Source organism: Pedomonas sp. (assembly GCF_036515995.1).
Classification (GTDB): Bacteria; Pseudomonadota; Alphaproteobacteria; order Sphingomonadales; family Sphingomonadaceae; genus Pedomonas.
Genome location: NZ_DATBUP010000165.1, coordinates 1 through 20,573 on the forward strand (window position 1 = coordinate 1; position 20,573 = coordinate 20,573).

Here is a 20,573-nt window from a genome sequence, read left to right on the forward strand (position 1 = left end):
CCTGCGCTGAGGCTGCGGCTCGTTCGGCGGCTCCGGCTGGGCGAGCGCGGGCACGGCTCCCGCGCAGCCCGCCGCGAGGAGGGCCGCCCTGACCAGCGACGCAGCAACAGCACCCATCACCCCCTCCCCTACTGGTCGGCAAGGGTGAAGGCGACGATGGCATCGCCCAGATCGGTGCCGAAGGTGCCGTGCCCGCCCGCGGCCACCACCACCATCTGGCGGTTGTCGGCAGCGCGGTAGGTCATGGGCGTGGCCTGCCCGCCCGCGGGCAGCCGGCCTTCCCACAGCAGCTTGCCGGTCGTCACGTCATAGGCGCGCAAGTAGTTGTCGAGCGTGCCGCTGTAGAAGAACACGCCGCCCGCCGTGACCAGCGGCCCGCCGAGACTGGGGACGCCAAGCCGCACCTTGAGCGGAACGACCGGGAACTGGTCCCGCGCGGTGCCGTTGCGGTGACGCCACAGGGTCTTGCCGGTTTGCAGACTCGCCCCGACGAGGGAGCCCCATGGCGGGGTCTGGCACGGGATGCCCAGCGGCGACATCAACGGACCCATCTTGACCGCATAGGGCGCGCCGAAGTTCTCGCCGAACATGGCCTTGCCCTCGCTAACCACCCGGCTCTCCGGATCGGGCCGGGGCACGAGGCGGCTGGTGAAGGCCAGACGCACTGGCGAGCCGATGAAGATCTGGCGGGCCGGATCGACCGCGATGCCGCCCCAGTTGAAGACGCCGGTGTTGCCCGGGTAGACGATGGTGCCCTGCAGGGACGGCGGGGTGTACGGCCCCTCGTACTTGAGGGAGCGGTAGCGAATGCGACAGGCGAGCTGGTCGAAGGGCGTTGCGCCCCACATGTCCGCCTCGCGCAGCGGCGGCGGCATGAAGCTGAAGGACGAGACCGGCTGGGTGGGCGCGGCCTTGTCAGGCGCGACGGCCGTGCCCTTGAACGCCACCTCGCTGACCGGGAAAATGGGCTCGCCGGTGCGCCGGTCCAGCACGAACACGTCGCCCTGCTTGGTGGGGCCGATGAGCGCGGGTACGACGCCCGCAGGCGTGTGCATGTCCATCAGGGTCGGCTGCGAAGGCACGTCCCGGTCCCACAGGTCGTGGTGAACGGTTTGCCGGACCCAGCGCAGCTGGCCGGTGCGGGCGTCCAGAGCCGCGATGGACGACGTGAACTGCTCCGCCTGCGGCGAGCGGCCGACGCCCCACTGGTCCGGCGAGCCGTTGCCCAGCGGGATGTAGACCAGCCCCAGCGCCTCGTCCGCGCTGGCGATGGACCACATGTTCGGCCCGCCCGTGCTGTAGGTCTGGCCCGGCGCGAGCGTGGCGTTGGGCGTGCTTGATCCGGGATCCCAGTTCCACGCCAGTTGGCCGGTGTGGACGTCATAGGCGCGCACCACGCCGGACGGGTTGTTGACGGAGACGTTGTCGTTGATGGCCGCGCCGAACACCGCCAGATGATTGACGATCACCGGCGGGGACGTGACCATGTAATACCCCGGCGTGGCGTGGGGGATGCCGGTGAGCAGCGAGACCATGCCGTTCTCGCCGAAGCCCGGGCACACCGCGCCGGTGTCCGCATCCAGCGCGAACAGGCGCGCGTCCATGGTCGGCACGATCAGCCGCCGCAGGCAGGATGCAGGCTGCGCCGGCTGATTGGTGGCTTGCTGATTGGCGGGCTGCTGGCCGGCAGGCAGCACCTGCCCGCCAGCCGGGCCTGCAACGGGTGCCGGGTCTTCGTGGTAGGAGACGCCGCGGCAGGTGAGATGCTCGCTGCCCATGTCGATCCTGATCTTCGGATCGAACCGCCACTTCTCCTTGCCGGTGGTGGCGTCCAGCGCAATCACATGGTTGTGCGGCGTGCAGAAATAGAGGGTGTCACGGATTTTCAGCGGCGTGACCTCATAGGTGGTCTCCCGCGGGTCCTCCGCCGTGCGCATGTCGCCCGTGTGATAGACCCACGCCAGCTTCAGACGATGGGCGTTCTCGGGCGTGATGTCGCCCAGCGTCGAGAAGCGTCGGCCGAAGCGGTCCCCGCCGTAGTGGGGCCAGTCGTTGCCCGGCAGGGGCTCGGTGCTGTCCACCGCCACGCGCTGGGTCGGCAGGGCGCCCTCGATGACGAACTCGTCTTCGACGACCGAGATCAGAGCGGTGATGCCCACCAGCACGACGACCGCCGCCAGCGCCCCGAAGCCGCTGCGCCAGCCGCTGGACCGGGCGCCGGACCGGGCAGGGTCTGCATCGCCGTTTGCACCGACACGTCGCCGCCCGAAGAGGGGCAGCAGCAGCCACAGGCCGATGAGGGTGAGCAGCACGCCGCGCGGCACCAGCGCCCACCAGTCAAGCCCGACTTCCCAGATGGACCAGACAAGGACCGCGAGAAGCAGCGCCGCGTAGACCCAGCGCGCCGCAGGGTTTCGGCGAATGAGCAGGTATCCGGTGGCGAGCAGACCGAGGGCGATGACCAGATAGAACGGGCTGCCGCCGACAGTGACCAGCCAGACCGCGCCGATCAGCATCAAGACGCCGAGCAGCAGCAGCACCCAGCCCGTGACAACAGCCACCATCGGCCCCTCCCTGACAGTCCGCCTGGCTCGCACGCAGCGTGCGAGCATCCGTACCCTGAAAAGGCCCGGTCTGCGCCGAGGTTCCGCCCTGAAATGCAGAACGGCCCGCCACCGGAAGATGGCAGGCCGTTCAGAACCGGTGATGAAGCGGGTGAGGAAAGACGGATTTAACCGTCCTGCCCGCCCTTGTACCGATCGAGGAACGCCTTGGCGTGGGCCTCGACACGGCCTTCCGCAATGGCGTCGCGCAGGCCCTGCATCATGGACTGATAGAAGTGGATGTTGTGCTGGGTCATCAGCATCGCGCCGAGGATTTCCCCGGCCTTGACCAGATGGTGCAGGTAGGCGCGGCTGTAGGTGGTGCACACCGGGCAGGAGCAGCTTGGGTCAAGCGGCCCGCTGTCCTCCTTGTGTTTGGCGTTGCGGATGTTGACCGGCCCCTCGCAGGTGAAGGCCTGACCGTTGCGGCCCGACCGGGTGGGCAGCACGCAGTCGAACATGTCCACGCCGCGCAGCACCGCGCCCACGATGTCGTCGGGCTTGCCGACGCCCATGAGGTAGCGCGGGCGGTCCTGCGGCAGGAAGCCGGGCGCATAGTCCAGCACGTCGAACATCGGCCCCTGCCCCTCGCCCACCGCAAGGCCGCCGATGGCATAGCCATCGAAGCCGATCTCGGTCAGGCGCTCGGCGGATTCCTTGCGCAGGTCCTTGTAGAGGCTGCCCTGCTGGATGCCGAACAGCGCGGCGCGGGAGGCGTGTTCCTCGCCGCTGTCGAACCCGGCGCGCGAGCGCTTGGCCCAGCGCATGGACATGCGCATGGACTTGCCCGCAACCTCGTGGCTGGCCGGGTGCGGGGTGCATTCGTCGAACGCCATCACGATGTCGGAGCCCAGCAGCCGCTGGATTTCCATCGAGCGCTCCGGCGTCAGGTTATGGCGCGAGCCGTCGATGTGGGAGGCAAAGGACACGCCCTCTTCCGTGATCTTGCGCAAGGACGAGAGGGACATGACCTGATAACCGCCGGAATCGGTGAGGATCGGCCGGTGCCAGTTCATGAACCTGTGCAGGCCGCCAAGCTTCGCCACGCGCTCGGCGCTGGGGCGCAGCATCAGGTGATAGGTGTTGCCGAGGATGATGTCCGCGCCCGTTGCGCGCACGTCTTCCACGCGCATGGCCTTGACGGTGGCCGCAGTGCCCACCGGCATGAAGGCAGGCGTGCGGATCTCGCCCCGTAACATGCGGATAACGCCGGTGCGGGCCTTGCCGTCCGTCGCCTTGATCTCGAATTTGAAACGCTCGCTCATGGCTGGCTCTCGTAGCGGAAGAGCAGGCTCGCGTCACCGTAGGAATAGAACCGATACCCTTGCGCAATGGCGTGGGCATAGGCCGCCTTCATGGTCTCCAGCCCGGAAAAGGCGGAGACCAGCATGAACAGGGTCGACTTGGGCAGGTGGAAGTTGGTCATCAGCACATCCACCGCCCTAAAGCGGTAGCCGGGCGTGATGAAGATGTCCGTCTCCGCCTTGAACGGGTGAATGACGCCGGTCTCATCCGCCGCGCTCTCGATCAGCCGCAGCGAGGTGGTGCCGACGCAGACGATGCGCCCGCCCCGCGCCTTTACGGCGTTGAGCTTCCCGGCGACCTCGGGAGTGACCTCGCCCCACTCGCTGTGCATCTTGTGCTCGAGCGTGTCCTGCGCCTTCACCGGCAGGAAGGTGCCCGCGCCCACATGCAGCGTCACCGTCACCCGTTCGACGCCGCGCGCGTCCAGCGCCGCCAGCAGCCGGTCGGTGAAGTGCAGGCCCGCCGTGGGCGCCGCGACCGAGCCCTGCTTACGGGCAAAGACGGTCTGGTAATCCTGCTGGTCCTGCTCGTCCGCCGGACGCTTGCTGGCGATGTACGGCGGCAACGGCATGGTGCCGGCCTCCATCAACGCCGCTTCCACCGGCCCCTCGCACTCGAACAGGAAGGCGATGGGACCATCCGGCAGCTTGTCTTCAACAATGGCGGACAGGTTCTGGCTGAACACCACCCGGTCGCCGACCTTCAGGCGCTTGGCGTTCTTCACGAAGGCGTGCCAGCGCTTCGCGTCCACCCGCTTGTGCAGCGTGACGCCCACCCTGGCCTCGCCCCGCGTGCCGAACAGCTGGGCGGGCAGCACGCGGGTATCGTTGGAGACCAGCACGTCACCGGGGCGCAGGAAATCCGGCAGATCGAGCACGCCCTTGTCTTGCAGGGCTTGATCGCTCAGGGCTTCCCCCGGCTGTACCACCAGCATCCGCGCGCTGTCGCGCGGCGACGCCGGTCGCAGGGCAATGCGATCTTCCGGCAAATCGAAATCGAACAGGTCAACGCGCATGGGTTACTCGCTTGCGGCCGCAAAGACTGGCGGCCCTTTTAGCGGGTTTTTGCGGTTTGTGCAGTGCGTGTTTGGACGCCGCGCCGCCGCGCTTATGGCCGCGCGGCAAGGCCCTTCGTTTAACCGACCTGGCTTAGGACTGACAGCAAATCGACGCCCATCAGCCTGATGCCAAGGGCCAGCATGATTAAAACAAACGTATTGATGGCGGTAGCCACAAGCCCCTGCCCCACCTGCTGGGCAAAGGAGCTTTTCTGTTCCACCCGAGCAGCCGCCTGCTCGATGCGCACCGTGACCGCTTCCCACTCGATGACGGGGCGCGCCTGTTCAACCATTCGGCTTGCAAAGGCGATCAGGAGATCATCCGCATTCTTGCGATAACGTGCCACCTGATCCGCCGTGGAGACCGCCCGCGCGAAAGCCAAATTCTCCTCCGCCGTCGGGGGGCGACCCTGGCTCCGCTCAAGTTCACGCGCCCAGGCCCGCTTGTGGCACTATATAACCCATAGGCCGTCAATGCCTCAGGGTTCTCATCATCAACCCCAAGGGCGTCATAAACGGGGTTCTTGCTGGTCACGGCTTATAAGGCTCTTCCTCTTGCTTGATCTTGCGCATGGCCTCTGCAGCAGCCTTCAGCGCGGCCTCGTAAACGTCGCGGCGAAGCGAGACCACGAGCCTGCCGCTGGGCATTTTGTAGGTGGTGAATATGTTGCGGCCCGGACGGGCCGGTCCGGAATCCACCCTGTAGAACGTTTCTGTCCCCGCGCTGCACGTGGTCATGTTCGATCTCCTTTTGACGAACTCTAACATTGCGGTGGGGGGTCTTGCCATCAGCTCCTGGTCGTAGAAGGTGCGCAACGAAAAAGGGGAGGCGGTTGCCTCCCCTTCCGGATCTTCTGGATGCCCGGATGACCGGGCGATCCCGCTCCGCTTACTGCGCGGCCGATGCGTCGGCGGCGACGTAAGCCTTTACGATCTTGGTCGGGTTGCGCGGCGGCTCGCCACGCTCGATGGCGTCGACGGTTTCCATGCCCTCGATCACCCGGCCCCAGACGGTGTACTGGCCATCGAGGAAGAACGACGGCTGGAAACAAATGAAGAACTGGCTGTTGGCCGAGTTCGGGTTGGCGGCGCGCGCCATGGAGGCGGTTCCGCGCACGTGCGGCAGGTCGTTGAACTCGGCCGGCAGGTCCGGGTACTTGGAGCCGCTCATGCCGGTGCCGGTCGGGTCGCCGCCCTGGGCCATGAAGCCCTCGATCACGCGGTGGAAGATGATGCCGTCGTAGAAGCCTTCGCGCGCGAGCATCTTGATGCGCTCCACGTGCTTGGGCGCCTTGTCCGGGCGCATGGCGATCTTGACGGAACCGCCGTTCGACAGCTCCATCACCAGCACGTTCTCAAGGTCGACTTCGGCCGGAGCCGGGTTGGTTTCAGTCTGGGCCATAACACCTCCTGTGAGTCCGAGGAGCGCCAGGAGGCTCAGCAACATGCGCCGCGTCATCTGATGGAACCCGCTCGGTTGTTTGGTCATCACTTGCGCTCTACCCGCGCCCGCACTTCTTCCGCAATAGAGAGCGGAACGAACGAGGTAATATCACCGCCGTAAATGGCAATTTCCTTAACCAGACGCGACGCAATCGGCTGCAACGCCACATCCGCCATAAGGAACACCGTCTCCACGTCCGGGTTCAGCTTCTGGTTCATGCCCGCCATCTGGAACTCGTACTCGAAGTCCGACACGGCGCGCAGACCGCGGATGATGATGTCCGCGCCCTGGCTTTCCGCGAACTTCATCAGCAGCGAATTGAAGGGCACCACCTCCACGTTCGGCGCGACGACCGCGGCCTCGCGCTCTACCTGCGCCACCCGCTCCTCAAGCGTGAACATGGGCGACTTGGACGGGTTGGTGGCGACACCCACCACCAGCCGGTCCACCAGCTTGGAGCCGCGCCGGATGATGTCGAGGTGCCCCTTGGTGATGGGGTCGAAGGTGCCGGGGTAAACGCCGACCCGCGGTTTGTGGCTGATCGCCTGTTCTGCCATAACGTGTTCTTTCGCCCCTGTGGCTGAGATCTCTGGCTGAAATCTCTGGCTGAAATTTCTGGCTGGAATCTTCGGGAGCCGTGGCTTGCGCCTCAGTGGTCCCGCTCGATGGCAAACCGGGCGATGGCGCGGAGCAGATCCGCCTCGGCGCCGAAGCTGGCCAGATGATTGATCGCCTGATCAATGAGGAAATCCGCCTGCTGACGGGCGCGCTCCACGCCCAGCAACGAGACGAACGTGGCCTTGCCAGCCGCCATGTCCTTCGCCACGGCCTTGCCGGTGCGGGCGGAGGAGCCCTCCACGTCGAGCAGGTCATCGGCGATCTGGAACGCCAGACCCAGGTCGTGCGCATAGCCGCGCAGGCGGGTGCGCTGTTCCGGCGTCGCCTTGCCCATGATCGCCCCGGCCTCGATGCAGAAGGCCAGCAGAGCGCCGGTCTTCAGCTGCTGGAGCCGGGTGGTCGTCGGCAGGTCGAACGTGGTGGTCTCGGCGGCCAGATCCATGGCCTGCCCGCCCACCATGCCGGCAGGGCCAGCGGCCTTCGCCAGTTCCTGAATGAGCTGGATACGAATGTTGGGGTCGTCGTGCGTCGCCTCGTCCGCCAGAATCTCGAAGGCCAGCGTCTGCAGGGCATCGCCTGCCAGCACGGCGGTGGCCTCGTCGAACGCCTTGTGGACCGTCGGCTTGCCGCGGCGCACGTCGTCATCGTCCATGCACGGCATGTCGTCGTGCACGAGGCTGTAGCAATGCACGCACTCGATGGCGAGCGCGACACGCAAGGAGCGGTCCTTCTCCACCCGGAACAGATCACAGGCCGCAACCGTCAGCAGCGGGCGCATGCGCTTGCCGCCGTCCATGGTGGCGTGGCGCATGGCCTCGTACAGGCGGCGGCGCGGATCCTCGGGCACGGCGAGCAGCCGGTCGAACCGGCTGTCCATGGCCTGGGCCAGTGCGTCCAGAGCAGGCTTCAGGGCTGGCGGCGTATGCATCTATGCGGCCCCGCTATTCGGCGTCGAACGGGGTCGCGCCCTTGGGGGCCCCGTCTGCGCCGATCTGAAGCTTCTCGATGCGCGCCTGCGCATCCTTCAGCTTGCTGTCACAATGCTGCTTGAGCAGCGTTCCCTCGGTGTAGAGATCGATGGAGTCCTCAAGGCTGGCCTCGCCGGACTCGAGCCGGTGAACGATCTGCTCCAGCTTCTCAAGGGCCGCCTCAAAGCTGAGCGCCGCGATTTTTTCGGCTGTTATTGTCATGCCTACCTCTTGCAAGAGGCCCCTGTTCTGGCCGCTGGCATTGAACGGGTCAAGACTACACGCGCCGGAAACGGGTGCTTTCCCGCACCGTGACGCACCCGCACCATAGCTGCCCCACGTCGGCGGGCCATCCGCCGACAGCAATGGCCCCGGAATGGGATGGCAGGGGTAAGGAAGGTTCTGGTGAGAGGAGTGGTTCTGGTGGGCCCGGCAGGACTCGAACCCGCAACCTAGCCGTTATGAGCGGCCAGCTCTAACCATTGAGCTACAGGCCCCAAGAGAAACCATCCTTCGGTTACCAAATCTTGTTTGGCCTGACCAGAGGGTTTTGCACATGTTCCTAGTCTAACAAAACATGTGAAATATATTCAATTCAACAGCTTATAGCGGCGCACTCAAGCACGCCCCTTAAACCCGGGCAAGAGCCGCGCAGCTGTCGACGCGCGCCGCGTCGAGAATGTCGAAAGGCGTGGCGGGCTTGGCTCCCACCGTGTGGATCAGGAACGTCAGCACCTCGTGCAACCAGCCGTACAGCTCTTCCAGATCCTGCTCGGTGCGCACGTAAGGCGTGTTGCCCGGCTCCAGCGACGGCGAATGGAAGGAGATGCAAAAGATCCTCTGTCCCTGCGCCGCCATCACCTTCAGCGCCGGGAGCACTTCCTCCACCGGCATCCCCTCGGGCGAAAGCGTCACCCGGTTGAGCAGGCGGCTGCGGGAGAGCAGCGCCGTCATCGGCCCCATGCGCGAGGCGGCGGCATAAACCTCCTCACCCACGCCGCGCAGCAGGCCGGTGAAGCCGCTGGTCAGCGGGAGTTCCAGCAATCTTTGATCGGGGTCGGCCCAGTACGGCTGGGGCAGGATGCGGCGGAAGTTGGGTCCGCCCTCGTTGCCGTAGTCATAGAACGGGCGGACCGACACATCGACCGAATAGCCCAGCTCGATGAGGGTGCGGGCGGTGTTGGGGCCAACGCCATAGCGCCCGGCCCGATAGACACGAGGCCGCGTGTTGAAGCTGGCCTCGATGGCGTGCGTCAGGGCTTCCAGCTTGGCCTTCTCGATCTGGCGCGGCAGGTTGCCGACGAACGAGTTGACCCGGCTCAGCTCTTCCACGAAGGGCGGGTTCACCCACGGGTGCAACTGGCTGCCGATGATGCAGCTGCCGTCCTCGACCCACGGCTTCAGCACGTCGATGCTCTGCGGCGTGGTGGCGATGGGATAATCAATCAGATAGCAGGGCGTGATGCCGTAATCAGCGAACAGGCGATGAGCCCGCTCCAGCTTGGCGATGGACTTGACCGAGACGTTGGCGCGGCTGACCGGCTGGCCCCAGTCGAAATCCTCTTCGGTGTCGACAAGAACCAGCACACGGGGCGCAAAACCCGGACCGAAGGTCACATAGTCGGTCGCTTCTGGCGAAAGCATTGCGGTGAATCGGCCCCAGTTGATTATGCCACGATTGGTTCTGCAGGGTTGCAGGTTCGGCAACGTCTGACCTGCTCGCCCGGGCCAATACACTTGATGCCCTGGCTGAAACGATATCGGCCTCCGCACACGGTTTGCAAGGCTGTTTGGCGCTTTAATTTATCTGGCAGCAACCATTGGTTTGAAGACCGATTCCGCTTCGCCTCCTTGATCGGCGATCTTTCCCTTCTAATTCCTTAAGAGCAATAACGGGAGACTGCCCATGAGAAAGCTGAACCCTCTGCTCCAGACTGCTGCTGCCCTGACCCTGCTCGGCCTTGCCGCCTGCGATCAGAGCGCCCAGCAAACCGGCGCCGAAGCCGGTCGTGAGATCGACGAAATGTCTCAGGACGTGCGCGAAGGCACGGCCGAAATGCGCCAGGACGCAGCCGAGGCAACTGCCGAAGCCCGTCAGGACATGAAGGAACTGGGCCAGGACGCCGAGCAGGCCGCCGATAGGGCCGGTGACAAGATCGAATCCGGCGCGGACGCGGTCAAGGACAAGACCGGCGAGGCACTTGATTCCACCGGCCAGGCAATCGAGCGCACCGGCGAAAAGATGCAAGACTAAAAATAGCAATAAAATTTCCGAATACAGGGCGCGTTCGCGCAAAGCGGCGCGCCCTCTGGCTTTGGCGCAAGCGCGGTTTCCCGGCCATTGCCGCGTTTCGTGCGACGATTTCAACATCCTCCAGACGCCTGCTTGAACGGCAACCGACACTGCACTAGGGTCGCGCCGCCTTTTCAAGGCCTGCCTGCAATCCGTCTTTTGAACATGAGGATGTTCCGATGAGCTTTCTGAGCGATGCTCTTGGCCGTATCAAGCCGTCACCCACCATTGCGGTCACCAACAAGGCCGCCGAACTGAAAGCTCAGGGCAAGGACGTCATCGGCCTCGGCGCGGGCGAGCCTGACTTCGACACCCCGGACCACATCAAGGACGCCGGCATCGAGGCGATCCGCAGCGGCCAGACCAAGTACACCGGCGTCGACGGCACCCCGGCTCTGAAGAAGGCCGTTGCCGAGAAGTTCAAGCGCGAGAATGGCCTGGACTACGCCGTTGACCAGATCACCGTGAACTCTGGCGGCAAGCACACCATCTTTAACGCCCTGATGGCGACCGTGAACCCCGGCGATGAAGTCATCATCCCGGCTCCCTACTGGGTGTCCTACCCGGACATGGTGCAGCTGGCCGGCGGCACCCCGGTGTTCATCGAAGCCACCATCGACACCGGCTTCCGCATCACCGCCGAGCAGCTGGACGCCGCCATCACGCCCAAGACCAAGTGGGTGATTCTGAACTCGCCGTCCAACCCGTCGGGCGCGGCTTACTCGGCCGAGCACCTGCGCACGCTGGCCGACGTGCTGCTCAAGCACCCGCACGTCTGGATCCTGTCGGACGACATGTACGAACACATCGTCTATGACGACTTCAAGTTCGCCACCATCGCCGCCGTCGAGCCCAAGCTGTACGACCGCACCCTCACCATGAACGGTGCATCCAAGGCCTACTCCATGACCGGCTGGCGCATCGGCTACGCCGGTGGCCCGAAGCAGCTGATCAAGGCGATCTCGGCGATTCAGTCCCAGTCCACCTCCAACCCGTGCTCGGTCTCCCAGGCCGCCGCCGTGGCCGCCCTCAACGGCCCGCAGGACTTCCTGAAGGAGCGCGCCAAGGTGTTCCAGCAGCGCCGCGACCTGGTGGTGAAGATGCTGAACGACGCCGAAGGCATCACCTGCCCCACCCCGGAAGGCGCGTTCTACGTCTATCCGTCGTGCGCCGGGATGATCGGCAAGACCACGCCGGACGGCAAGGTGCTGAACAACGACGAAGACGTCGCCACCTACCTGCTGGAATCGGTGGGCGTTGCCGTCGTGCATGGCGCAGCCTTCGGCCTGTCGCCGCACTTCCGCATCTCCTACGCCACCTCCACCGAGGTGCTGACGGAAGCCTGCACCCGCATCCAGAAGGCCTGCGCCGTGTTGAAGTAAGCACCGCCAGCTGCTGACCAGTCAGGGCGTCCCGGCATCCGTCGCGGACGCCCTTCTTGTTTGTGGTGCAAGAACCAGAATCAGACGATCTGACCGCCTTCGCGGCCAGGGGGATCAAGATCCCCCTGCACATGAAAAGAAATCACTTTAGACTCAGTGCACCCCTTCAGCGGAGGTGCCGCCATGCTGATCCGAAAGCCGTCCGCCTTTTCGCTGCCCGAGCGCGAGGCCACGCCCGAGGCGCTGTATTTGAACCGGCGGGAGTGGCTGGCCGGGATGATTGCGGCGGGTCTCCTGCCCGCCTCCGCCCTCACCGCCTGCGCCGAGGCCGCGCCGACGCCGTCATCGCTGGCGAAGCTGAACTACACGTCCGGCCCGTTCTCGACGGACGAGGAGCAGACGCCCTTCAAGGCGGTGACGACCTACAACAACTTCTATGAGTTCGGCACGGACAAGGGCGACCCTTCCGCCAACGCCCACACCCTGAAGCCTCGGCCGTGGACGGTGACGGTGGACGGCATGGCGGCCAAACCCCGGCAGTTCGATGTGGATGCGCTTCTCAAGGCCATGCCGCTGGAGGAGCGGATCTACCGCCTGCGTTGCGTCGAGGGCTGGTCGATGGTCATTCCGTGGGTCGGCTTTCCGCTGGCGTCCCTCCTCAAGCAGGTGGAGCCCACCGCAAGCGCACGCTACGTCGCCTTCACCAGCCTGCACGACCCCCGGCAGATGCCCGGCCAGCGTGGCTTCGTGCTCCGCTGGCCCTATGTGGAGGGGTTGAGGCTGGACGAGGCAATGCATCCGCTGACCATGCTGGCGGTCGGGCTCTATGGCCGGGTGCTGCCCAACCAGAACGGCGCGCCCATAAGGCTGGTGGTGCCGTGGAAATATGGCTTCAAGAGCATCAAGTCGATCGTCTCCATCCGCCTGACCGACAAGCAGCCGCCGACCTCGTGGAATCTGTCCGCGCCGCGCGAATACGGCTTCTATTCCAACGTGAACCCGGCAGTCTCCCACCCGCGCTGGAGCCAGGCCAAGGAGCGGCGCATCGGCGAGTTCAAGCGCCGCGACACGCTGCTGTTCAACGGGTATGGCGAGCAGGTGGCCGGGCTCTACAAGGGCCTCGACCTGCGCAAGTATTACTGAGCCCCATGGCTGTTGCCGCGCGCCCCCGCTCTGCCGGATCCCGCTCCACCGGATCCCGGCCCGGCCGCGCCCGCATGGCACGACGGGTGCTGAAGCCGGTTGCCTTCGTGCTGATGGCGCTGCCGCTGGCGTGGCTGGCGGCGCAGTGGTTCCTGCTGATCCGCCAAGGCGGCGGCGACCTCGGCATCAACCCCATCGAGGCATCCATCCACCACACCGGGCTGTGGGCGTTGCGCATCCTGCTGTTCACGCTGGCCATCAGCCCCTTCACCAAGCTGACGCACTGGACGCCGCTGATGAGCATCCGGCGCATGAGCGGGCTCTACGCCTTCACCTATGCGGTGGTGCACCTGCTGCTTTACTTTGGGCTGGACCGGGAGTTCTCGGTGGCCGAGCTGTGGGCGGACATTCTCAAGCGCTGGTACATCACGCTCGGCATGGGGGCGCTGCTGCTCATGCTGCCGCTCGCGCTCACCTCCACCGCCAGAGCGATTCGGACGCTGGGGGCGCGCCGCTGGCAGCGGCTACACCGGCTGGTTTACCTGGTGGGCGGCCTTGGCGTGCTGCACTTCTGGCTGGTGGTGAAGGGCGTCCAGCTGGAGCCTATCATTTATGGCGTGATTTTTGTGATTCTGATGCTTGCGCGACTGCCGCGATTACGCCAAGCTGCGGGCTTCAAAAAAAAGGCCGGGCACTAAGGCCCGGCCAGTCTGCATAGGGACGCTCCATCGGGGGGATGGAGCGCAAGGATCCGATACGGGGGGAGGACCGATCGGATCGGGTTCGGAACCTCAAGGGGGGAGGAGAGGAGCTCCGAACGCGTCGCTGCAATGCAACACGCGACTTATATGGCCCAGCTGCCCGTCACTCAGTAGAGCCTCATTTCGCAGGGGTGCTATGCAAAATATGCATAGGCCCCTTTTTCATGTTTGCCGCAGAAAAACAGGTACTCCGCACAAGCCTGCACGGCGAGACTTCTCGCCCAGTGACCATTTCCTCTCAATCAAGCGGGGTTTCCATGCGCTTTGATTATGGAAAAAGCGCAGATTTCTGCGAACGCTACGCAAAATCACCCTACACCGAGGGCGCAGGCCGCTCATGCCGATCAGGGCCAAACCGGGGAAAGTCCGGCTGATTACAGGTTCAGCGATTCCTGCGTCGCGCGCATCACCAGGAAGTCGCGCAGCACCGCCACGCGGATGGAGCTTTTCAGCTCGCGCGGATAGACAAAGTAGATGGGAAACCGCGGGCCGATCACGTCAGGCAGAATCGGCACCAGCTGCTCTGACGACTTGACCAGATAGGCGGGCAGCGAGCCGATGCCGACGCCCTCCTCCACCGCCTGCATCAGGGCATAGAGGTTGTTCACCGCCAGAATGGGCGTGCGCGGCGTGTGCGACCGGCCGACGCTGAGCAGCCAGTTCACGTCTCGAATGGGTTCGGGAGCGTAGGCTCCGTAGGCGACGATCCGGTGGTCATCCAGATCCTGCGCCGTCTGGGGCGTGCCGTTCTTCTCCAGATACCGGGGCGAGGCGCACACGATGTAGCGGATGTCCGCCAGATGCCGCTGGATCAGGTCCGCCTGCTTGGGTTCATGGAAGCGCAGGGCCACGTCCGCCTCGCGCTTGGACAGGTCGATGTCGTCGTCCGCCAGCAGCAGGTTGATGCTGATGTCGGGATAGAGATCGAGGAAGTCCCGCACGTGCTTAATCAGCCACGTCGAGCCGAAGCTGACCGTGGTGGTGACGCGCAACTCGCCCGACGGACGGGTACGGGTGGCGAGGATGGCGCGCTCGACCGAGTCGATCCGCTCCGCCACGAGACGCGCCGCCTCCAGCAGCTGCTCGCCCTCGTGCGTGAGGGCGAGCCCCCGGGCGTGGCGGTGAAACAGCGCCGCGCCCAGGCTCGCCTCCAGCGCCTGGATCTGACGAGACAGGGCGGGCTGGCTCTGATGCAGCCGCTTGGCGGCTTCCGTGAAGCTGCCAGCTTCGGCAACGGCATAGAAAAGCCGCAGCTTTTCCCAGTCCATGCCCCTGCCGCCGATGGTTTCGCGCATCATCCGCCTGCCCCCGCCCTGTCGTCAGTTCTCCCCTGAATGCGGCTTATTCCGCAGCCAGCGCCTGCTCAGGCTGGTGCGCGAGGAAGCGCTCGGCCTCCAGCGCGGCCATGCAGCCCATGCCCGCGGCGGTCACGGCCTGACGGTACACCTTGTCCTTCACGTCACCGGCGGCATAGACGCCCGGCACGGAGGTTGCGGTGGAGTCCGGCTTGGTCAGAATATAGCCATCCTCGTCCATCTCCACCTTGCCCTTCAGCAGCGAGGTAGCCGGATCATGGCCGATGGCGATGAACACGCCGTCGGTCGCAACTTCGCTCACCGCGCCGGTCTTCAGGTTCTTCAGGCGCACGCCGGTCACGCCCAGCGGCTCCTCGGTACCCAGTACTTCCTCGATCACGCTGTCCCAGATCACTTCCACCTTTGGGTGGGCCAGCAGGCGCTGCTGGTTGGTCTTGTCGGCGCGCAGCGAATCGCGGCGGTGGATCAGACGGACCTTGGAGGCGAAGTTGGTGAGGAACAGCGCCTCTTCCACGGCGGTGTTGCCGCCGCCGACCACCACCACTTCCTTGTTGCGGTAGAAGAAGCCGTCGCAGGTGGCGCAGGCCGAAACGCCGAAGCCCTGGAACTTCTGTTCGGACGGCAGACCCAGCCAGCGGGCCTGCGCGCCGGTGCAGACGATCAGCGTGTCAGCCAGGAACACGGTGCCGGAATCGCCGGTCAGGCGGAACGGACGCTGGCTGAGGTCCACGTCGATGATGTGCTCGGACATCAGCTTCGCGCCCACGTTGGTGGCCTGCGCCTGCATCTGCTCCATCAGCCACGGACCCTGAATCGGATCGGCAAAGCCGGGGAAGTTCTCCACCTCGGTCGTGATGGTGAGCTGACCGCCCGGCTGGATGCCGGAGACCAGCACAGGCTCAAGCGCTGCGCGCGCCGCATAGATGGCTGCCGTCAGACCTGCGGGGCCAGACCCCAGAATAAGCACGCGGGTGGAAATGGTCTCGCTCATGAAATCCTCGGCTCTCATTCCTGCAATCGCCCGTTCGGGCATGAAACTTCAGCCCCATATAAGCAGCCAAGTCGGCTTTTACGACACCCCTTTGAGCCCACCCCCACGTGGGCGGCGCGTTTTTCGCGCCCCGGCCTGACCATGAGACAGGCGAAGCGTCGCGGCGATGGGACGCAATCGCTCATTGGTCGAAGGCAGAAATTAAATAGCCCTTGCAAGACATTTTATTGCACGGTACGCAAATCACCTTGGTAGAAATTGCCGGAGCGAAACTGTGGCGCGCGTGAAGCTGGATGCTGTTGATCGGAGGATCCTGAGCAATCTGCAAGACGACGGACGGATGACCAACGTGGAGTTGGCCAATCGCGCCGGAATTACCGCTCCTCCCTGCCTGCGGCGCGTCCGCACGCTGGAAACCTCTGGCGTCATCAAGGGTTACCATGCGGACCTCGACCCCGATGCGCTGGGCTACAGCATCATCGTGTTCGCGCTCGTCAGCCTGAAGAGCCAGGCCGAAGCCGACCTGCAAGCCTTTGAGAAGCACGTGGAGCAGCTGCCCGAGATTCGGGAATGCTACATGCTGAACGGCGAGATCGACTTCGTGCTGAAGATCGTCTCCACCGACCTGCAGGCGTTCCAGCGCTTCCTGACCTCCAAGCTGACCCCGGCCCCCAACGTGGCCAGCGTCAAGACTTCCCTCGTCATCCGCACGTCGAAGCGGCAGCCGGGCATCCCGGTCGACCTTAGCTCGGACTGAGCGGACAAAAGACAGCAGTGCGCTTTCCCTTGCCCCGGCCGGACCCGATCCGCCGGGGCAAGGTGTTTTTGAGCGCCCCTGCTGCGCTTCGTCCGCATACTGGCGGCTTTTCCGCACGGCAGAGGCCGGTTTCATTGACGCGGGGGTCCAGCGAAGCTACTCCAGGTTCACACCCCGATTCGCCCCGCAATCATTACTAGAAGTCAAGGTCGTCCCGTGCTGTCGCAACGCACCCGCTATGCTCTCAAGGCCATGGTCCGGCTCGCCCGGACGCCCGAAGGCGAACCGGTGCAGATCGCGACGCTGGCTGAATCGGAGGACATCCCCCGCAAGTTCCTCGAGATCATTCTCGTCGAGCTGAAGCGCCAGAATCTGGTGCAGAGTCTGCGCGGCAAGCGTGGCGGCTATCGGCTCGCCCGTCCGGCCGAGCAGATCACTTTCGGGGAGGTCATCCGCATCACCGAAGGCCCGCTGGCGCTGGTTCCGTGCGTTTCCCGCACGGCCTACCGTCCGTGCGAGGACTGCAAGGACGAGACGGCCTGCGCCATCAACCGCGTGATGGCGATGGTGCGGGACGAAACCGCCCGCATTCTGGACGCCACCACGCTGGCGGACGTCATCAATGCGCCTGCCGAGTCGGTTGCGGCCCTGATCGATGCCCCCGCCCCGATGATGACCCAGCCCCTCGCCCACGCTGTCGGCTGAGAAAGCCCTGTTGCGCTTGCGGCGGGACACCAAGACCATCCTCAATCGTTGCATTGACTGAACCGCGGCGCCACCGCCGCGGATGCAGATGCTTTCGAGTTTGCAGGGAGATGGATCGATGAAGCAGCCCGAGACGTGGTTTGTCATTGCCGACGGTCAACGCGCCCGCATCGTCCGGCGCGTGCGCACGCCGCGCCCCCGGGTGGAGGACGTGTTCCCGTATCAATGGATCAACAGTGAACTGCTCAGCCACGATTTCGAGAACGAAGGCCTCGGGCGTGGCGGCGCAGCAAACGATGCCGCCACCTTCCATTCCATCCAGTCCGGTCCTGATCCCCGCCGCCTCCTGAAACAGGAGTTCGCGGAAGAACTGGCGGAGTTCATCAACCGCGGCGCGCTGGCCAACCACTTCAACCGGCTGGTGCTGGTGGCCGCCCCCAAGACACTGGGCGATATTCGCGGCAAGCTGAGCGATCAGGCGCGCGAGTGTGTCATCGTCGAACTGGACAAGGATCTGACCCACTCGTCGGACGACGATCTGGCCAATCGGTTCGAGGAATTGCTTCCCTGACGGAGCGAAGGCGTGCCGCTGGCCGGTATATCGGGCGGGGAGACCCGGTCTCCCCGCTCCTATTCGGCGATATACCGCCAGGGTTCGCCGGGCCCTGCCCGGTGCCACACGGTGAAGAAGGCGAAACGCCCCTTTGCTTCCTCCTCCTTGCCAAGGACGCGAATAACACCCCAGCTCAATCCAAGATCACCGCCTGGCGCCACCAGCGCATCGTCTGACGACCACGCCAGCGGCGGCTGGTTGCCGGAGCCGATTTCCGCGCCGATCGCCACCGCGCCCAGCGTCAGCCCTGCGCCCTGACCGAGATTGATGGAAGAAGCGCTGCCATGCTTCGCAAATGCGGGGCCGATGCCGAGCACCTGCGCATCGTCCGAGAACTTCTGCTCGGCCGCCATGAGGCCGGTACGCTGATGCTCCGCAGGCCCCGGCACTGCCGCGCGTGAGCGCAGGCACGGCGCGGGCGACGTCCGCTCGCCTTGCGGGGCGGGCGACTTGCGGAACGCCTTGATCCGCCACGTCTCCCCGTCCTTCACCCAGTAGGCGAGGAACTTGAAGCCCGCCGTCTTGCCGTCAGCCGCGGTTTCATCGATGTAACCGGCGGTAAAGCCATGACGTCCATCGGCGGACAGGCCGGAGCGCACAACTGACCAACGCCACTGCCCCTCTGCCAGAGCAAGCGCCTGTGCAACCGCCTCCGCTCCCTTCGTGAACGTGCCGCCCGCCGCCGGGCTCAGCGCATCGGCGGCCAGCAGGCCCAGCAACACCGGCCGGGCCGGACGAGCTTCGGACAGGGCCGCCAGCGACGGTGCGCCGGATGCCGGGCACACGTCAACATGCGGCGCGCCTCCCAGCGCGGCCGCCGCCAGCAGCGCAAATGTTATGGCAAATGACATACGGGTCCCCCGGCAGAAAGCCGGAGGATATTAGGCCCCACAGGACGATTGGGAACTACCCTGCAGAGGGGGTCAGGCTGCGAACACCACGGTCTTGCGGCCGTTCAGCATCACGCGGTCTTCCAGATGGTAGCGCACGGCGCGGGCGAGCACGCGGCGCTCGATGTCCCGGCCCTTGCGCACCAGATCCTCGGCGTTGTCGCTGTGGGTGATGCGCTCCACGTCCTGCTCGATGATCGGACCTTCATCGAGGTCGGAGGTGACGTAGTGCGCCGTCGCGCCGATGAGCTTCACGCCGCGCATGTGCGCCTGATGGTAGGGCTTCGCGCCCTTGAAGCTCGGCAGGAACGAGTGGTGGATGTTGATGCAGCGGCCGCTGAGCTTGGCGGCAAGGCCGTCCGAGAGCACCTGCATGTAGCGGGCCAGCACGACGAGATCGGTGTTGGTGGCCTTGATCAGCTCCAGCAGCTCGGCTTCCTGCTCCATCTTGGTGTCGCGGGTCACCGGGAGATGGTGGAACGGAATGCCCCGGAAATCCAGATGCGCATAGGTCTCGAGCGGGTGGTTCGCCACGATGGCGGAGATGTCCATCGGCAGCTCGCCCGAGCGCCAGCGGTACAGCAGGTCCGCAAGGCAGTGATCGAACTTGGAGACGAGGATCATCACTCGCCGCCGCTCGGCCCGGTCGCGCATGGTCCAGGACATGCCGAAGCTCTCGGCCACCCCAGCAAAGCGCTCCTGCAGCGCCTCCAGCGACACGCCCTCGCTGACCGGATTGAACAGCACCCGCATGAAGAACCGGTTGCTCTCCAGATCATCGAACTGCTGTGCATCGAGGATGTTGCACTGGTTCTCGAAGAGGAAGGTCGCCACTGCGGCAACGATGCCGGGGCGGTTCGGACAGGACAGGGTCAGCGCGAATTCTGTGTGCATGGGCACAGACTTAGCATTCCGTCGCCGGAAGGCCAACACTCTACGAAAATTGTATTTTCCGCGCCGACCCTGAACCTCCGGTCAAACAATACGGTGGCGCAGCACGTCCAGCCCGTCGACGCCGCATTCAACAACGTCGCCCGGCTTCACCGGGCCGACGCCCGCCGGCGTGCCGGTGAAGATCAGGTCGCCCGCCCGCAGCTCGAACAGGGTGGAAAGCTCGGCAATCACTTCGGGAACGGACCAGATCATGGCGTTCAGGTCGCCGTCCTGCCGCGTCTCGCCGTTCACCGTCAGCCAGATGCGCCCCGAGCGCAGGTGACCCACCTCATCGACGCGGTGAATGGCCGAGATCGGCGCGGACTGGTCGAAGCCCTTGGCGGTGTCCCACGGGCGGCCGTCCTTCTTGGCCAGCGCCTGCAGGTCGCGCCGGGTCAGGTCGTTGCCCACCGCATAGCCGTAGATGTGGCTCTCCGCCTCCTCGACCGGGATGTTCCGGCCGCTCTTGCCGATGGCGATGACCAGCTCGACCTCATGGTGCAGGTTTTCGGTGCGCGGCGGGTACGGCACGTCGCACCCGCTCTCCACCAGCGCGTCGGCCGGCTTGCTGAAGAAGAACGGCGGCTCGCGGTCGGGATCGTAGCCCATCTCGCGGGCGTGCTCGGCGAAGTTGCGGCCCACGCAGTAAACCCGGCGCACCGGAAAGCGTGCCTCCGAACCGGCCAGCGCGACAGAGGGCCGCTCTTCCAGATCAAACACGTAACGCATGATACCACTCCCCTGTTTGGCCTGATGTCTCTCTGGTCTGATGTCTGTCAGGCGCGTCAGGCCGC

General features: G+C 65.1%; 22 protein-coding genes and 1 tRNA gene. 7 read left to right on the top strand and 16 right to left on the bottom strand.

Features of this window, described 5'->3' with window-relative positions; all coding sequences use genetic code 11:
* Positions 1-128 precede the first annotated feature (128 nt).
* The 11 genes from VIG90_RS12625 to VIG90_RS12675 form a co-directional block, all read right to left on the bottom strand.
* Entirely contained in the window at positions 129-2,564 is a 2,436-nt protein-coding gene (locus VIG90_RS12625; protein WP_331593877.1) for a membrane-bound PQQ-dependent dehydrogenase, glucose/quinate/shikimate family, read from the bottom strand.
* Between the two features lie 167 nt (positions 2,565-2,731).
* Positions 2,732-3,868, bottom strand: a complete 1,137-nt coding sequence (tgt, locus tag VIG90_RS12630; protein ID WP_331593878.1) for a tRNA guanosine(34) transglycosylase Tgt — start codon at positions 3,866-3,868, stop codon at positions 2,732-2,734.
* Positions 3,865-4,923, bottom strand: coding sequence for a tRNA preQ1(34) S-adenosylmethionine ribosyltransferase-isomerase QueA (gene queA, locus VIG90_RS12635; RefSeq protein ID WP_331593879.1), 1,059 nt, complete (start codon positions 4,921-4,923; stop codon positions 3,865-3,867). The genes tgt and queA overlap by 4 nt, the downstream gene beginning before the upstream one ends.
* Before the next feature lie 119 nt (positions 4,924-5,042).
* Positions 5,043-5,348, bottom strand: coding sequence for a hypothetical protein (locus VIG90_RS12640; RefSeq protein ID WP_331593880.1), 306 nt, complete (start codon positions 5,346-5,348; stop codon positions 5,043-5,045).
* 148 nt (positions 5,349-5,496) lie between these two features.
* Entirely contained in the window at positions 5,497-5,703 is a 207-nt protein-coding gene (locus VIG90_RS12645; RefSeq protein WP_331593881.1) for a hypothetical protein, read from the bottom strand.
* 151 nt (positions 5,704-5,854) lie between these two features.
* The gene (locus VIG90_RS12650; RefSeq protein WP_331593882.1) at positions 5,855-6,367 is read right to left on the bottom strand and encodes a peptidylprolyl isomerase; all 513 of its coding nucleotides are present in this window, start codon (positions 6,365-6,367) and stop codon (positions 5,855-5,857) included.
* Between the two features lie 86 nt (positions 6,368-6,453).
* Entirely contained in the window at positions 6,454-6,966 is a 513-nt protein-coding gene (gene coaD / locus VIG90_RS12655; protein WP_331593883.1) for a pantetheine-phosphate adenylyltransferase, read from the bottom strand.
* A 92-nt stretch (positions 6,967-7,058) separates the two neighbouring features.
* On the bottom strand, positions 7,059-7,955 hold the full coding sequence (locus VIG90_RS12660) for a farnesyl diphosphate synthase (protein ID WP_331593884.1): 897 nt from the start codon (positions 7,953-7,955) through the stop codon (positions 7,059-7,061).
* A 13-nt stretch (positions 7,956-7,968) separates the two neighbouring features.
* Positions 7,969-8,217: an exodeoxyribonuclease VII small subunit gene (locus VIG90_RS12665; RefSeq protein ID WP_331593885.1), complete on the bottom strand. Its 249-nt coding sequence runs from the start codon at positions 8,215-8,217 to the stop codon at positions 7,969-7,971.
* A 199-nt stretch (positions 8,218-8,416) separates the two neighbouring features.
* A tRNA-Ile gene (locus VIG90_RS12670) sits at positions 8,417-8,492 on the bottom strand.
* 133 nt (positions 8,493-8,625) lie between these two features.
* Positions 8,626-9,639 (bottom strand): polysaccharide deacetylase family protein, encoded by a 1,014-nt coding sequence (locus VIG90_RS12675; RefSeq protein ID WP_331593886.1) that lies wholly within the window; start codon positions 9,637-9,639, stop codon positions 8,626-8,628.
* 262 nt (positions 9,640-9,901) lie between these two features.
* Here VIG90_RS12675 and VIG90_RS12680 point away from each other — a divergent pair, with 262 nt between their 5' ends.
* From VIG90_RS12680 to VIG90_RS12695, 4 genes are all read left to right on the top strand, one after another.
* Entirely contained in the window at positions 9,902-10,249 is a 348-nt protein-coding gene (locus VIG90_RS12680; protein ID WP_331593887.1) for a hypothetical protein, read from the top strand.
* Between the two features lie 218 nt (positions 10,250-10,467).
* Positions 10,468-11,670, top strand: coding sequence for a pyridoxal phosphate-dependent aminotransferase (locus tag VIG90_RS12685; RefSeq protein WP_331593888.1), 1,203 nt, complete (start codon positions 10,468-10,470; stop codon positions 11,668-11,670).
* Between the two features lie 183 nt (positions 11,671-11,853).
* The gene (gene msrP, locus VIG90_RS12690; RefSeq protein ID WP_331593889.1) at positions 11,854-12,813 is read left to right on the top strand and encodes a protein-methionine-sulfoxide reductase catalytic subunit MsrP; all 960 of its coding nucleotides are present in this window, start codon (positions 11,854-11,856) and stop codon (positions 12,811-12,813) included.
* 5 nt (positions 12,814-12,818) lie between these two features.
* Positions 12,819-13,511, top strand: coding sequence for a protein-methionine-sulfoxide reductase heme-binding subunit MsrQ (locus tag VIG90_RS12695; protein WP_331593890.1), 693 nt, complete (start codon positions 12,819-12,821; stop codon positions 13,509-13,511).
* A gap of 437 nt (positions 13,512-13,948) precedes the next feature.
* Here VIG90_RS12695 and VIG90_RS12700 read toward each other — a convergent pair whose 3' ends face one another.
* Positions 13,949-14,872 carry a LysR family transcriptional regulator gene (locus tag VIG90_RS12700; protein ID WP_331593891.1) on the bottom strand — a complete coding sequence of 308 codons (924 nt, stop codon included), beginning with the start codon at positions 14,870-14,872 and terminating at the stop codon, positions 13,949-13,951.
* A gap of 43 nt (positions 14,873-14,915) precedes the next feature.
* Positions 14,916-15,881, bottom strand: coding sequence for a thioredoxin-disulfide reductase (gene trxB / locus VIG90_RS12705; RefSeq protein ID WP_331593892.1), 966 nt, complete (start codon positions 15,879-15,881; stop codon positions 14,916-14,918).
* 283 nt (positions 15,882-16,164) lie between these two features.
* On the opposite strand from trxB, the gene VIG90_RS12710 reads away from it, so the two are divergent.
* The 3 genes from VIG90_RS12710 to VIG90_RS12720 all read left to right on the top strand — a co-directional run bounded on the left by VIG90_RS12710 (position 16,165) and on the right by VIG90_RS12720 (position 17,914).
* Positions 16,165-16,638 carry an Lrp/AsnC family transcriptional regulator gene (locus tag VIG90_RS12710; protein WP_331593898.1) on the top strand — a complete coding sequence of 158 codons (474 nt, stop codon included), beginning with the start codon at positions 16,165-16,167 and terminating at the stop codon, positions 16,636-16,638.
* Between the two features lie 216 nt (positions 16,639-16,854).
* Positions 16,855-17,343 carry an Rrf2 family transcriptional regulator gene (locus VIG90_RS12715; RefSeq protein WP_331593893.1) on the top strand — a complete coding sequence of 163 codons (489 nt, stop codon included), beginning with the start codon at positions 16,855-16,857 and terminating at the stop codon, positions 17,341-17,343.
* 118 nt (positions 17,344-17,461) lie between these two features.
* Positions 17,462-17,914, top strand: a complete 453-nt coding sequence (locus tag VIG90_RS12720; RefSeq protein ID WP_331593894.1) for a host attachment protein — start codon at positions 17,462-17,464, stop codon at positions 17,912-17,914.
* 59 nt (positions 17,915-17,973) lie between these two features.
* Here the strand turns inward: VIG90_RS12720 and VIG90_RS12725 are convergent, their stop codons facing one another.
* The 3 genes from VIG90_RS12725 to VIG90_RS12735 all read right to left on the bottom strand — a co-directional run bounded on the left by VIG90_RS12725 (position 17,974) and on the right by VIG90_RS12735 (position 20,508).
* Positions 17,974-18,807, bottom strand: a complete 834-nt coding sequence (locus tag VIG90_RS12725; protein WP_331593895.1) for a hypothetical protein — start codon at positions 18,805-18,807, stop codon at positions 17,974-17,976.
* Positions 18,808-18,879: 72 nt separating this feature from the next.
* Complete coding sequence (gene purU, locus VIG90_RS12730; protein WP_331593896.1) at positions 18,880-19,740, bottom strand: formyltetrahydrofolate deformylase; 861 nt, start codon at positions 19,738-19,740, stop codon at positions 18,880-18,882.
* Between the two features lie 81 nt (positions 19,741-19,821).
* Complete coding sequence (locus tag VIG90_RS12735; protein WP_331593897.1) at positions 19,822-20,508, bottom strand: fumarylacetoacetate hydrolase family protein; 687 nt, start codon at positions 20,506-20,508, stop codon at positions 19,822-19,824.
* Positions 20,509-20,573: the final 65 nt, after the last annotated feature.

Excerpts from the sequence above, each read along its gene's own strand:
- VIG90_RS12680 (WP_331593887.1), top strand. The coding sequence starts at position 9,902 with ATGAGAAAGCTGAACCCTCTGCTCCAGACTGCTGCTGCCCTGACCCTG.
- purU (WP_331593896.1), bottom strand. The coding sequence starts at position 19,740 with ATGCACACAGAATTCGCGCTGACCCTGTCCTGTCCGAACCGCCCCGGC.
- VIG90_RS12700 (WP_331593891.1), bottom strand. The coding sequence starts at position 14,872 with ATGATGCGCGAAACCATCGGCGGCAGGGGCATGGACTGGGAAAAGCTG.
- VIG90_RS12650 (WP_331593882.1), bottom strand. The coding sequence starts at position 6,367 with ATGGCCCAGACTGAAACCAACCCGGCTCCGGCCGAAGTCGACCTTGAG.
- VIG90_RS12725 (WP_331593895.1), bottom strand. The coding sequence starts at position 18,807 with ATGTCATTTGCCATAACATTTGCGCTGCTGGCGGCGGCCGCGCTGGGA.
- queA (WP_331593879.1), bottom strand. The coding sequence starts at position 4,923 with ATGCGCGTTGACCTGTTCGATTTCGATTTGCCGGAAGATCGCATTGCC.
- VIG90_RS12685 (WP_331593888.1), top strand. The coding sequence starts at position 10,468 with ATGAGCTTTCTGAGCGATGCTCTTGGCCGTATCAAGCCGTCACCCACC.
- msrP (WP_331593889.1), top strand. The coding sequence starts at position 11,854 with ATGCTGATCCGAAAGCCGTCCGCCTTTTCGCTGCCCGAGCGCGAGGCC.
- VIG90_RS12735 (WP_331593897.1), bottom strand. The coding sequence starts at position 20,508 with ATGCGTTACGTGTTTGATCTGGAAGAGCGGCCCTCTGTCGCGCTGGCC.
- trxB (WP_331593892.1), bottom strand. The coding sequence starts at position 15,881 with ATGAGCGAGACCATTTCCACCCGCGTGCTTATTCTGGGGTCTGGCCCC.
- VIG90_RS12645 (WP_331593881.1), bottom strand. The coding sequence starts at position 5,703 with ATGACCACGTGCAGCGCGGGGACAGAAACGTTCTACAGGGTGGATTCC.
- coaD (WP_331593883.1), bottom strand. The coding sequence starts at position 6,966 with ATGGCAGAACAGGCGATCAGCCACAAACCGCGGGTCGGCGTTTACCCC.
- VIG90_RS12625 (WP_331593877.1), bottom strand. The coding sequence starts at position 2,564 with ATGGTGGCTGTTGTCACGGGCTGGGTGCTGCTGCTGCTCGGCGTCTTG.
- VIG90_RS12720 (WP_331593894.1), top strand. The coding sequence starts at position 17,462 with ATGAAGCAGCCCGAGACGTGGTTTGTCATTGCCGACGGTCAACGCGCC.
- VIG90_RS12665 (WP_331593885.1), bottom strand. The coding sequence starts at position 8,217 with ATGACAATAACAGCCGAAAAAATCGCGGCGCTCAGCTTTGAGGCGGCC.
- VIG90_RS12695 (WP_331593890.1), top strand. The coding sequence starts at position 12,819 with ATGGCTGTTGCCGCGCGCCCCCGCTCTGCCGGATCCCGCTCCACCGGA.
- tgt (WP_331593878.1), bottom strand. The coding sequence starts at position 3,868 with ATGAGCGAGCGTTTCAAATTCGAGATCAAGGCGACGGACGGCAAGGCC.
- VIG90_RS12675 (WP_331593886.1), bottom strand. The coding sequence starts at position 9,639 with ATGCTTTCGCCAGAAGCGACCGACTATGTGACCTTCGGTCCGGGTTTT.
- VIG90_RS12660 (WP_331593884.1), bottom strand. The coding sequence starts at position 7,955 with ATGCATACGCCGCCAGCCCTGAAGCCTGCTCTGGACGCACTGGCCCAG.